The following is a 12,079-nucleotide window of genomic DNA, read 5'->3' on the forward strand; positions in this document are numbered from 1 at the left end:
TGACGGTTATAGGGTGAAGTTTAGCCTAGCCCTTGAGCTTCTCGGCAATCCAGATGGTGTGGCGGGTGCCCTTGTTGCCGTGGGCGAAGACCTGCACTTCCTCGGCCTTGAAGCCGGCTTTCTTCAGTTTGTCGGAAAATTGCCGATCGGCGCTGGCCGACCAGACCGCCAGCACACCTTTGGGGCGCATGGCCCTGGCGCAGGCGCTCAGGCCGGCGGCGGAGTACAGCCAGCTGTTGGCCTTCTGGGTCAGGCCTTCGGGGCCGTTGTCGACATCGAGCATGATGGCATCGAAGCCCTGGGGTTCGGCTTGCAGGACCTTGGCCACGTCTTCCATGCGAATCACCGTGCGCGGGTCGAGCAGCGGGTTGCCGGCCTTTTCGCCCAGCGGTCCACGGTTCCACTCAACGACTCCGGGGACCAGCTCGGCGACCACCACTTCGGCGGTCTTGCCCAGGTGCTTGAGCGCCGAGGCAAGGGTGAACCCCATGCCCAGGCCGCCGATCAGCACCCGTGAATTCGGTCGGCCTGCGACTTTGCGGCAGGGGATCTCGGCCAGGGCATCTTCGGAGCCGTGCATGCGCGTGTTCATCAATTGTCCGCCGTCGCCACCCTGGATCTTGATGACGAAATCCTCGCCATATTCGAACAGGCACAGGGCACCGCCGTTTTCAGGAATGGGGGTGGTGTCCAGCAGAACGAAACGTTTCATGGGGCTCACTTGAAGAAAATTGGCAGAACTCGGGAGGGCAAACAGACGCAGTTGGGAGTAGCCTGTTCATGACGACAAGGCCAACGGAGCCATTGATGAAGCGCACCATTCTAACGGTCATTGCCCTGGCCGCGCTCTCGATAACTGCAGCGCAGGCCCAACAGTTGCAAACGATTCCCGTCAGCCCCGCGCCGATACCCGGTTCGCCCGGCACCGCCACGCCCACGCCTTACCCGCAAATCAGCCCGGCGCCCTTGCCGAAAGTCGGCCCCGGCAGTAGCGGGCCGCCGTTGGTGCCGATTGAAATGCCCAGCCCGCCAACCAAGGATCAGCCTGTGCCGGGAATCGAACCGAACCCGCCGAAAGTCAAATCACCGGGTGGCTAGACCTGCTGCGACAGCAATTGACCGTCGGCCATGCGCAGGCGTTTGGACAGGGAGACGGCGAGGGCACGGATGATCTTGGCGGCGATTTTCGGTGCATCGTTGAGCATCTTTTCCAGTGAGTCCTTGCCCAGGTTGAGCAACTGGCAGTTGCTGGCGGCCACGCAACTGGCCGAGCGCCGTTCGCCGTCGAGCACGGCCATTTCCCCGAACGAGCGGCCGCTGCGCAACGTGGCGATGGTGACTCGTTGCCCGTCAGCGGTGGTTTTCTGCACCGCCACCTGACCGGTATGGATGATGCACATGAAGCTGCCGGCATCGCCCTCCTGGAAGATCTCCTCGCCCTGGGCAATGGTGCTGATACTGAAGTAGCCCGAGGCCGCGGCGAAGTCCGCCGGCAACAGTTGATTGAACAGGCCGCAATCCATCAGCCAGTCGCGAATTTCGTTGTTCAGAAAGGTTGATTCAGACATGTCGTCACGGTCTTTATTGTTGTGTCTGTTTTTTCGGGTATTGAATGGCCTTTGTAGGAGCGAGCTTGCTCGCGATTGCGGTTTCACAGTCAACGGTGAGGTTGATTGTGCAGACGTCATCGCGAGCAAGCTCGCTCCCACAGGGATACGGGTTGTATCGGCATCCGGCATGCGGAATTAAGACCGGTGCCTCGGCCCAAGTTCCTCAGGCAATGGCCAACACCTTGAACAAAAATGCATATTCGAGAGCTACGTCACGCAATCCCTGATACCGACCGCTCATCCCGCCATGCCCGGCACCGAGTTCAGTCTTGAGCAGTAGCGGATTGCTGTCGGTCTTGGTCGCGCGCAATTTCGCCACCCACTTGGCCGCTTCCCAGTACTGCACGCGGCTGTCGTTGTAGCCGGCGATCACCAGGGTCGCGGGATAAGCTTGCGCGGTGACGTTTTCGTACGGGGCGTAGGCCTTGATCCGATCATAAACGTCCGGCTCTTCAGGGTTGCCCCACTCGTCGTATTCCGTCACGGTCAATGGCAGATCGGGGTCGAGCATGGTGTTGAGGACGTCGACGAACGGCACTTCGGCGATGGCGGCGCCAAACAGCTGCGGCCGTTGATTGAGCACCGCGCCGATCAGCAAGCCACCGGCGCTGCCGCCACTGATCGCCAACTGCGGTGCAGTGGTGAAGCCTTGGGCGATCAGGTGTTCGGCGCAGGCGATAAAGTCGCTGAAGGTGTTGTGCTTGTGCTCCTGCTTGCCGGCGCGATACCAGGCTTCCCCCAGTTCGCCGCCGCCACGCACGTGGGCAATGGCAAACGCCATGCCGCGATCCAGCAGGCTCAGGCGCGCATGGGAAAACCATGGGTCGAGGCTTTCGCCATAGGCGCCATAACCGTAGAGGTACAGCGGCACCGGTTTACCGAGGTCTGTGCGTTTGATCACCAGGCTGATGGGCACTTGCGTGCCGTCCGGCGCCGTGGCCCACAGGCGCTGGCTGATGTAGGCGTCGGCGTCGAACGGGCCGAGCACCGGGGTTTGCTTGAGGACTTTCTGTTCGCCGGTCGCCAGCTCGAGCTGGCGGATTTGCGCCGGACGGTTCAACGCTTCGTAGCGCAGGCGAATCCGCTCGCTTTCGAACTCCAGACTGTTTTGCACGTGCAGGCTGTAGGCCGCATCCGGCAGTTGCACGCGATAAGGCGCCAAGCCTTGCGGGTGAACTTCAATGACCGGCAAAACGCCGAGCCGCAGGCTGAGGGTCATGGCCCCGGTGTTCAGGCTGATGCCGTCGATCATCACCGTGTCGCTATGGGGAATCAGGTTCTGCCAGTCGGCTTCGGTGGGCGGGGCGCCGGTATCGACGGCCGTGTACAAGGCGAAATTGATGCCGTCGCGGTTGGTGCGGATGAACCAGGTCCATTGCCCGTCGAGTGCGCCGTGATCCACGTCATACTCATGATCCTCGACCCGTGGCGCCAGGCAGGTAAACGCCTGCTGGGGTCTGGAGGCATCGAGGACCCAGACTTCGCTGGTGGTCTTGCTGCCCACGGACAGCAGCAGTTGCTGCTCGGAGCTTGAACGGTAGCAATGCATGAAGAAGCGACCGTCCGGCTCATGGAACACTTCTTCGGCCGCCGTACCGTCCAGTCGATAGCGATACAGCTTGTGCGGGCGATGGGTGTCGTCCAGCTCGCCAAAGAACAGCGTCAGGCTGTCGTTGGCCCAGGTCATGCTGCCGTCGCAGTCCTGGAATTCCAGCTCGCTGACGCGGCCGTCGGACAATTCCTTCACGAACAGCGTGTAAATCTCGTCGCCACTGGAGTCGATGCTGTAGGCCAGGCGCTGATGGTCCGGGCTGATGCTGAACGCACCCAGGGAAAAGAAGCCGCCGTTGGCCAGTTCGTTGGGGTCCAGCAGCAGTTGTTCGCGGCTTTCGTCGAGGGTCAGGCTGTCATCGGCCGGACGCGGGCAGCGGTAGTGCCGGGCATACTCATCGCCTGCGGTGGTGCGGGTGTAGTACAGATACGGTCCCCAGGGCGAGGGCAGGGACAGGTCGGTCTCGAGAATCCGCCCCTTGATCTCCTCGAACAGGGTCTCGCGCAGCCCGGCCTGGTCGGCGGTTTGCGCCTCCTGATAGCTGTTTTCGGCTTTCAGGTAATCGAGCACTGCATCGGTGTCGCGCTCCTGCAGCCAGGCATACGGATCGGAGCCATCAGCCTTGTGGGCAATCGGAGCGTCGTGAATGTTGGCGGATAGGGGCATGAAGGACTCTCGAGCAGTGTACGGAATTGGGGGTGAATAACCTGTGGGAGCGAGCTTGCTCGCGATGCGGCCGGTTCATTCAACAGCAGTGTTGACTGTCAGTCCGCCATCGCGAGCAAGCTCGCTCCTACAGGGTTCTATGTGTTGATGCAGCCTGACGGGCGAAAAGCCGTTATCATAAGCGCCTCTTTGCCTGCCTTGCCATGGACACCATGACCGAGAACGACTATCTGATCGCTTGGGGCCTCTACGCCTTTGCCGCTTTGGGCTGCCTGTTGGTGTGGATGCGCTTGACCCGCTGGATGTGGCGTTGGCTGCGTGAGCCGCTGCGGCTGCTGATGGTCGTGCTGCTGTTCAGCCCGACCATCATCGACCCGGTCAAGGATAAAGTCGCACCGGCCGTCGCCATTACCGCGCTCGACCTGCTGTTCAAGGTCGGCAACAACGCCTGGCGGGCGATTTCCGACCTGTTCATGTACGGCATGATCGCATTCGGCCTCTATCTGGTGCTGGTGGCGATCCGTTTCCCCATCGAGCGCGCCGCCAACGCCCGCAAGGAGCGTGAGGCTGCCACCAAAGCTGCCGTCCGCGCCGAAGAGCTTGAGGATGATCAGCCGTTTGGCGGTGCCGGCGATGATCGTTACGGTCGTCCGCCCGTGCCGAGCAATCCTCAGCGGATGCGAGTCGAACCCCGTCTGTAACCTTGCCTGCGATTGAGCGAGAGTCCGAACATGTGTGAGTTATTGGGCATGAGCGCCAATGTCCCGACCGATATCGTGTTCAGCTTTACCGGGCTGATGCAGCGCGGCGGCCGTACCGGCCCGCACCGCGATGGCTGGGGCATTGCCTTCTATGAAGGCCGTGGGCTGCGGCTGTTCCAGGACCCGGCGGCCAGCTGCGAGTCGGAAGTCGCCAACCTGGTGCAGCGCTATCCGATCAAGAGCGAAGTGGTGATCGGGCACATCCGCCAGGCCAACGTCGGCAAGGTCTGCCTGTCCAACACCCATCCGTTCGTCCGCGAGCTGTGGGGGCGCAACTGGTGTTTCGCCCATAACGGCCAGTTGGCGGATTTTCAGCCAACGGCCAGTTTCTACCGCCCCGTGGGCGATACCGACAGCGAAGCGGCATTCTGCGATTTGCTCAACCGTGTGCGTGCGGCGTTCCCCGAGCCGGTCGAGGTCGAAGCGTTGTTGCCGGACCTGGTGGCCGCTTGCGCCGAGTACCGCAGCAAAGGCGTGTTCAACTGCCTGCTCAGCGACGGTGACTGGCTGTTCTGCTATTGCTCGACCAAACTGGCGCAGATCACCCGTCGTGCACCCTTTGGCCCGGCGCGCCTGAAAGATGTCGACGTGATCGTCGACTTTCAGGCCGAAACCACCCCCAACGATGTGGTCACCGTCATCGCCACCGAACCTTTGACCGAAAACGAAACCTGGACCCGCTACGAACCGGGTCAATGGAGCCTGTGGCGACGCGGCGAATGCGTCAGCCAGGGCACGACCGAATAAGGACTCCTTGCATGTTGCTCAGTTATCTACGGCTGGTGTTGTTTGCGGCGGGCCTGTTGATCGGTGTCCAGGTGCCGGGGTTCATCAACGATTACGCCAAGCGGGTCGAAGCCCATCTGATCGAGGCGCAAGCCGGGTTGAGCGGCTTCCAGAACACCGCCAACCAGTTCTTCAAGGGCGATATGCAGGCCCTGGTCGCGCACTACCGCGCCAGCGAAGACCCGATCTTTCGCAGCGACGCCGACAGCCTGAACAACCTGCTGACCCGTCAACTGGCGTTGGATAAACAGTTCCAGGCGATGCAGGGACCGTGGTACATCCGCTTCCTGCAAGTGGTACTGGCCGCCGATCCGGACATTCGCAAGGAAACCTGGAACGGCTACAGCTACCAGATCCTGTTGACGCCCGAAGCGATGGTCTGGGGCATGAGTGGCGCCTTGCTGCTGTCGTTCGGGATCGAGTGCCTGTTCCGTCTGATCGACTGGGTGGTGCTGGGCGGCAAGCGTCTGCGCCAGAGCCGGCCGATCGAAGAGCGGGATTTGCGCGGGTTGTAACAGCGTGCGGTTCCTGTGGCGAGGGGGCTTGCCCCCGCTCGGCTGCGCAGCAGTCGTAGAATGGGTAGCCGCGGTTTACCTGAATGATTTGGTTGATGGGTATTGGGGCTGCTTCGCAAACCAACGGGGGCAAGCCCCCTCGCCACAGGATGCCATCAACTGGAGAGGACGATGTAGCGCTCTCCCACCTTCTGCGCATACCCCTCCAGCACCTGCTGACACAACGCCACAATTTCCTCGACCCACTCCACACCCACCCGCCACGACACCACCACCTGCAAGTCGGGTGGTCGCTGATCGATGTCCAGCAGGGTCAACTCCCCCCGTGCCAGCTCTTCGGCCACCAGCACCGGCGGTAACGCGCCAATGCCAAATCCGTCGCGCAGCAGCCGGGTAATCGCCGACACCGAGTTCACGCAGTTCAGTCGCGGCGCCATCACACCATTGGCCTGCATCAGGGCCAGCACTTCCTGGTGCGGATGGGAGTTTTTCGAATAGGTGATGATCCGTTCGCCCGCCAGGTCAGCGATGCCCGAGTAATCGCGGTTGTAAATCGAATTGCTGGCGACGATCCAGCCCATGGGGTGGCTGGCCAGTTCCAGGCTACGCACGCTTTCCTGACGCAGCAGGTCGGTTTGCAGGATCACATCGAGAAAGCCTTTTTGCAGCTGATCGCAGAGGTTGAGCGAGGTATCGGCCACCAGCTCGATTTCCACCAGCGGGTAGTGATCGGTCATCTGCGCCACCAACGGGCTGAGCCAGGTATGGATCACCGTGTCCATCACGCCGATGCGCACCCGTCCGGCCTTGCTCGAACGGGTCTCGATCGACTGCTTGAGTGCCTGCATGGTGTCCAGCATCTGCTCGGCGTAATCGAGCACTTTGAGGCCCTCCGGCGTCAGGCTCACGCCGCGCGAATCACGCAGAAACAGCTTCACCCCAAGCTCACCTTCAAGCACCGCAATTCGGCTGGAAATCGAAGCCTGAGTGGTGAAGAGCTTGTCGGCGGTCAGGCGAAAACTCTTGAGTCGGGCGACCCAGACAAAGGTCTCGAGAAACTTCAGGTTCATGGGATAAAGATTTCTTATGTCTAAGGCGGGTTTTTATTAGTTGGACGCAGCAGGGGCGCGCGTCCAAAAATCGGCGCATCCGGTTCCCACGATAGGCGTCGTCGGGGCTCAGAACAATACCAATAAAATCAGCGCGGAGATTTGCCATGAGTGCGCCCGACACCCCCGTCATTGCGAAAGCCACGGCTCGCCCGGGACCTTTCGACTGGTACCGCAACATCAATCAGCAGGAACGCCGCACCTTCTGGAGCTGCAAGATCGGCTATGGCCTGGACGGCATGGACACCCAGATGCTCAGCTTCGTGGTGCCGACCCTGATTGCCATGTGGGGCATCACCACCGGCCAGGCCGGGCTGATTCACACCAGCACCCTGATCGCTTCGGCCATCGGTGGCTGGGTCGCAGGGATTCTCTCCGACCGCATCGGGCGTGTGCGCACCCTGCAACTGACCGTGTTGTGGTTTGCCTTCTTCACCTTCCTCTGCGGCTTTGCCCAGAGTTACGAGCAACTGCTGATTGCACGGACCCTGATGGGCTTCGGTTTCGGCGGCGAGTGGACGGCCGGCGCCGTGCTGATCGGCGAAGTGATTCGCGCCAAGGACCGCGGCAAGGCTGTGGGCATGGTGCAATCCGGCTGGGCGCTGGGGTGGGGACTGACGGCGATCCTGTATGCGCTGCTGTTCTCGGTATTGCCACCGGAAGACGCCTGGCGCGCGCTGTTCATCCTTGGCATCGTGCCGGCGATTTTTGTGATTTTTGTCCGCCGTCTGGTCAAGGACCCGGAAATCTATCGTCAAGCCAAAGCCCGGCAGGAGCCGAGCAACCCGTCGAAGTTCTATGAGATCTTCGCCCCCGGCATGCTGTTCACCACGATTCGCGCTTCGTTGCTGACCACCGGCGCATTGGGCGGCTACTACGCCATCACGTCCTGGCTACCGACGTTCCTGAAAAACGAACGCGGTTTGAGCGTACTCAATACCAGCGGTTATCTGGCGATGGTGATTGTCGGTTCCTACGCGGGATATGTCATCAGCGCTTATTTGACCGACATCCTCGGACGCAAGAAGAACTTCATCCTGTTCGCCGTCGGTTCGTTCACCATTGTCCTGCTGTACACGCAAATGCCGGTCAGCAACGGCGTGATGCTGTGGCTGGGCTTTCCGCTGGGCTTCTTCGCCTCGGGGATTTTCAGTGGCATGGGCGCATTCCTGACCGAATTGTTCCCCACGCGCATTCGCGGTTCGGGCCAGGGTTTTTGCTACAACATCGGCCGTGCGCTGGCGGCGTTGTTCCCGCTGCTGATCGGCCTGCTCAGCCAGACCGTACCACTGAGCGTGGGCATCGGTGCCTTCGCGGCGGTTTCCTACGGTGTGGTGATTCTCGCGGCCCTGAGCCTGCCGGAAACCCGTGGCAAGCAACTCGACGCCCAGTAACTGATAACCTGCGGGACTGTCTTATAGATATGTCCCGCAGCTGAAAAGAATAAAGCCTACAGGAGTGTTCAGTGTGAGCCGCCTGCTATTGAACTGCGACATCGGCGAGAGTTTCGGCAGCTGGACCATGGGTCTGGACACCGAAATCATGCCCTTCATCGATTGCGCCAACGTCGCCTGCGGTTTTCACGCCGGCGACCCGAGCATCATGCGCAAGACCGTCAGCCTGGCCCTCAGCCACGGTGTGCAAATCGGCGCGCATCCGGCCTATCAGGATCTGGTGGGCTTCGGCCGCCGCTCCATGGCCTATGCCACCCAGGAGCTGCAAGACATCCTGCATTACCAGATCGGCGCCCTCGACGGCATCTGCCGGGCCCAGGGCGGCCGGGTCAGTTACGTCAAACCCCATGGCGCGATGTACAACGACATGATGGCTAACCCGGCGCAGTTGCGTGCCGTTTTGCAAGCGGTGGCGTCCTACGACCGCACGCTGCCATTGATGCTGATGGCGACCCGCGACAACAGCGCTGCCCAACAAATGGGCGATGAATACGGCGTGACGCTGTGGTTCGAGGCTTTTGCCGATCGTGCCTACGACAGTGCCGGCAGGCTGGTCTCGCGACAACTGCCGGGCGCGGTGCATCACGACCCGGAAAAAATCATCGAGCAGGCGCTGACCATTGCCCGTGGCGATCAGCTCACCGCCAGCGACGGCAGCGCCCTGCATTTGCAGGCCAACACCCTCTGCGTGCACGGCGACAACGCCAGTTCGGTCGCTGCCGTGCAACGCATCCGTGAAGCCTTGAACCGGCAGAGTGCGTCATGAAGCTGCGGGTGGAAGTGGTGGCGCTGGATTGCCTGATGGTGCGCCTGTTCGATGAAATTGCCGAAAGCAACATGCCGTGGATGCTCGCGGCCAGTGAAAATCTGCGCATGGCATTTGCCGGGCACCTGATCGATCTGGTGCCGTCCTACACCACATTGATGGTGCATTACGACCTGACGGCATTGAGCCCGAGCCAGGCACGGGAACTGATTGCCCAGGCACTGATCGATCTGTCGCCCAATGCGCGCACTCGCGGTACCTGTCATGTGTTGCCGGTGTGGTACGACTTGAGTGTCGGACCGGAATTGACACTGTTGTCGCAGCGCAGCGGATTGGCGGTGGAGGAGGTGATCCGTCGCCACAGTGAGCGTGAATACCAGGTGTTCGCTCTGGGTTTTGCACCGGGCTTCGCCTTCATGGGGCTGGTGGAAGAAGCGCTCGCTGCGCCGCGTCTGAACACGCCACGCAAAAAAGTCGCGGCCGGCAGTGTCGGCATCGCCGAGCGGCAAACGGCGGCTTACCCGGTGGTGTCGCCGGGCGGCTGGAACCTGATCGGCCGCACGCCGGCCAGATTGTTCGACCGCAACCGTGACGGCTACAGCTTGATGCAACCCGGTGACACCGTACGCTTCGAAGCAGTCGGCCATGCCGAGTTCATTAACCTGGGGGGTGACGATACGCCTCTGGAGGCCCAGGCATGAGCCGTCTGATGATTGAAGCGAGTACGCCGCTGTGCCTGTTACAGGATGCCGGTCGATTCGGCGTGCGGCATCTGGGTGTGACCCAGGGCGGAGCAGCCGATTGGCGTTCGATGTCCTGGGCCAACTGGCTATTGGATAACGGACTGGATGCACCGGTGATCGAAATCACCCTCGGCGGGTTCACCGTCGTTGCTGAGCAAGACTGCGTGCTGGCCTTGGCCGGAGCGGATCTTGGCGCGCGGGTGGACGGCGAGGCTTTGACCCCGTGGCGCAGTTTCAGGCTGCACAAAGGCCAGCGTTTGCAATTCACTCAGCCGTTGCTTGGAGCCCGGGCTTATCTGGCGGCGCCGGGTGGGTTTGATGCGCCGAAGGTGCTGGGCAGTAGCGCGACGGTGGTCCGGGAGGAACTCGGCGGGCTCGACGGCATGGGCCGAGCGCTGGGGAAAGGGGCGAGCTTGAGCTATTCAGGCAACCCGGTGATGTTGCTACGCGAGTTGACCGCAGAGCAACGACCGGACCTGAACCTTGATGCGCCGTTGGACCTGGTCCTCGGTGCACAGATCGGCGAGTTCAGCGGGCAGAGCCTGTTCGACGCGTTCAACAGCGTATGGCACCTCGACAGCCGTGCCGACCGGATGGGTATTCGCCTGCTGGGTACGGCGCTGCAATACCAGGGCAAGCCGATGATTTCCGAAGGCATTCCGTTGGGTGCCGTGCAGGTGCCGCCCGACGGGCAGCCGATTGTGTTGCTCAATGATCGGCAGACCATTGGTGGATATCCGCGTCTGGGGGCGTTGACGCCGTTGGCGCTGGCGCGGCTGGCGCAGTGCCTGCCGGGGGCGCAGGTGCGGTTGAGGCCGGTGGTGCAGGATGTCGCTCATCGCGAACAAATCGAGTATTTACAGCGTTTCATTTCCCGCTAAAAGCATCGCGGGCTTGCCCGCGATGACGTCAGGTCAGGCAACCGAATTACTTGGAAAGAAACCGCATCCCTTCCTCCAGCCCACGAAGGGTCAACGGATACATCTGGTCATCGATCAAGTCCCGCACAATATTGGTCGACGAGGTATAGCTCCAGGTGTCCTTCGGATACGGGTTGATCCAGATGAGCTTCTTGTACTTTTCCTTGAACCGCTGCATCCACACGTAACCGGCTTCTTCGTTCCAGTGCTCGACACTGCCGCCCGGCTGGGTGATTTCATAGGGCGCCATGGCGGCGTCGCCGATGAAGATCACTTTGTAGTCGGCGCCGTACTTGTGCAGCAGGTCCATGGTAGAAGTGCGCTCGGAGGTGCGGCGCATGTTGTTCTTCCACACCGATTCATAAATGAAGTTGTGGAAGTAGAAGTACTCCAGGTGCTTGAACTCGGTCTTGCAGGCCGAGAACAATTCCTCGCAAATCTTCACATGGGCGTCCATCGAGCCGCCGATGTCGAACAGCAGCAACAGCTTGACGGTGTTGCGCCGCTCCGGCCGCATCTGGATGTTCAGCAGGCCGGCATCCTTGGCGGTATGGTCGATGGTGCCATCGATGTCCAGCTCTTCCGCCGCGCCCTGGCGAGCGAACTTGCGCAGGCGGCGCAGGGCGACCTTGATGTTGCGCGTGCCCAACTCCACCGAATCGTCGAGGTTCTTGTATTCGCGCTGGTCCCAGACCTTGGCCGCCTTGCCCTGGCGCTTGCCGGCATCGCCGACCCGGATGCCTTCCGGGTTGAAACCGCCGGAACCGAACGGGCTGGTGCCGCCGGTACCGATCCATTTATTACCGCCGGCGTGACGTTCCTTCTGTTCCTCTAGGCGTTTCTTGAACTCTTCGATCAGCTTGTCCAGGCCGCCGAGGGACTGGATCGCCGCCCGTTCTTCGTCGGTCAGCGAGCGTTCGAATTCCTTGCGCAGCCAGTCTTCGGGGATCAGCGCCTGAAGATGGTCGTCGAGCTTTTCCAGGCCATTGAAGTAGGCACCGAACGCCCGGTCGAACTTGTCGAAATGCTTTTCGTCCTTCACCAGGATCGCCCGGGACAGGTAGTAGAACTCGTCCATGTCGGCGAAGGTCACGCGCTGTTTCAACGCGTTGATCAGGTCCAGCAGCTCGCGTACCGAGACCGGCACCTTGGCTGCGCGCATTTCATTGAACAGGTTGAGCAGCATGGCATCAGCCT

13 protein-coding genes are annotated in these 12,079 nt (G+C 61.3%); 8 read left to right on the plus strand and 5 right to left on the minus strand.

Features of this window, described 5'->3' with window-relative positions:
• Positions 1–25: 25 nt before the first annotated feature.
• Positions 26–712: a spermidine synthase gene (locus KW841_RS14200; RefSeq protein ID WP_218477096.1), complete on the minus strand. Its 687-nt coding sequence runs from the start codon at positions 710–712 to the stop codon at positions 26–28.
• 95 nt (positions 713–807) lie between these two features.
• Here KW841_RS14200 and KW841_RS14205 point away from each other — a divergent pair, with 95 nt between their 5' ends.
• Positions 808–1,098 carry a hypothetical protein gene (locus KW841_RS14205; RefSeq protein ID WP_104450506.1) on the plus strand — a complete coding sequence of 97 codons (291 nt, stop codon included), beginning with the start codon at positions 808–810 and terminating at the stop codon, positions 1,096–1,098.
• Here KW841_RS14205 and KW841_RS14210 read toward each other — a convergent pair.
• Together KW841_RS14210 and KW841_RS14215 are read right to left on the minus strand one after the other, a co-directional pair.
• The gene (locus KW841_RS14210; protein ID WP_008015977.1) at positions 1,095–1,568 is read right to left on the minus strand and encodes a cyclic nucleotide-binding domain-containing protein; all 474 of its coding nucleotides are present in this window, start codon (positions 1,566–1,568) and stop codon (positions 1,095–1,097) included. The genes KW841_RS14205 and KW841_RS14210 overlap by 4 nt on opposite strands.
• A gap of 205 nt (positions 1,569–1,773) precedes the next feature.
• Positions 1,774–3,828 carry a S9 family peptidase gene (locus KW841_RS14215; RefSeq protein WP_218477098.1) on the minus strand — a complete coding sequence of 685 codons (2,055 nt, stop codon included), beginning with the start codon at positions 3,826–3,828 and terminating at the stop codon, positions 1,774–1,776.
• A 203-nt stretch (positions 3,829–4,031) separates the two neighbouring features.
• On the opposite strand from KW841_RS14215, the gene KW841_RS14220 reads away from it, so the two are divergent.
• From KW841_RS14220 to KW841_RS14230, 3 genes are read left to right on the plus strand one after another with little or no spacing between them, the layout of a single operon-like run.
• Positions 4,032–4,529, plus strand: coding sequence for an MFS transporter (locus KW841_RS14220; protein WP_218477101.1), 498 nt, complete (start codon positions 4,032–4,034; stop codon positions 4,527–4,529).
• Positions 4,530–4,559: 30 nt separating this feature from the next.
• Positions 4,560–5,336 (plus strand): class II glutamine amidotransferase, encoded by a 777-nt coding sequence (locus KW841_RS14225; protein ID WP_007972420.1) that lies wholly within the window; start codon positions 4,560–4,562, stop codon positions 5,334–5,336.
• Between the two features lie 11 nt (positions 5,337–5,347).
• Positions 5,348–5,890 carry a DUF2937 family protein gene (locus KW841_RS14230; protein ID WP_218477104.1) on the plus strand — a complete coding sequence of 181 codons (543 nt, stop codon included), beginning with the start codon at positions 5,348–5,350 and terminating at the stop codon, positions 5,888–5,890.
• A 155-nt stretch (positions 5,891–6,045) separates the two neighbouring features.
• On the opposite strand, the gene KW841_RS14235 is transcribed toward KW841_RS14230, so the two are convergent.
• On the minus strand, positions 6,046–6,960 hold the full coding sequence (locus KW841_RS14235) for a LysR family transcriptional regulator (RefSeq protein ID WP_007972422.1): 915 nt from the start codon (positions 6,958–6,960) through the stop codon (positions 6,046–6,048).
• Between the two features lie 146 nt (positions 6,961–7,106).
• Between KW841_RS14235 and KW841_RS14240 the strand changes: the two genes are divergently transcribed.
• The 4 genes from KW841_RS14240 (at position 7,107) to KW841_RS14255 (ending at position 10,843) form a co-directional block, all read left to right on the plus strand.
• The gene (locus KW841_RS14240; protein WP_218477107.1) at positions 7,107–8,393 is read left to right on the plus strand and encodes an MFS transporter; all 1,287 of its coding nucleotides are present in this window, start codon (positions 7,107–7,109) and stop codon (positions 8,391–8,393) included.
• A 73-nt stretch (positions 8,394–8,466) separates the two neighbouring features.
• Complete coding sequence (locus tag KW841_RS14245) at positions 8,467–9,219, plus strand: 5-oxoprolinase subunit PxpA (RefSeq protein WP_218477117.1); 753 nt, start codon at positions 8,467–8,469, stop codon at positions 9,217–9,219.
• The gene (locus KW841_RS14250; protein WP_218477119.1) at positions 9,216–9,920 is read left to right on the plus strand and encodes an allophanate hydrolase subunit 1; all 705 of its coding nucleotides are present in this window, start codon (positions 9,216–9,218) and stop codon (positions 9,918–9,920) included. Before KW841_RS14245 ends, KW841_RS14250 begins: the two co-directional genes overlap by 4 nt.
• Entirely contained in the window at positions 9,917–10,843 is a 927-nt protein-coding gene (locus tag KW841_RS14255) for a biotin-dependent carboxyltransferase family protein (RefSeq protein ID WP_218477121.1), read from the plus strand. The genes KW841_RS14250 and KW841_RS14255 overlap by 4 nt, the downstream gene beginning before the upstream one ends.
• A gap of 46 nt (positions 10,844–10,889) precedes the next feature.
• On the opposite strand, the gene KW841_RS14260 is transcribed toward KW841_RS14255, so the two are convergent.
• A complete protein-coding gene (locus KW841_RS14260) occupies positions 10,890–12,068 on the minus strand; it encodes a VWA domain-containing protein (protein ID WP_007972429.1) in 1,179 nt (392 codons plus the stop codon).
• Positions 12,069–12,079 lie beyond the last annotated feature (11 nt).

The organism is Pseudomonas sp. PDM28 (assembly GCF_019219115.1).
GTDB lineage: Bacteria > Pseudomonadota > Gammaproteobacteria > Pseudomonadales > Pseudomonadaceae > Aquipseudomonas > Aquipseudomonas laurylsulfatiphila.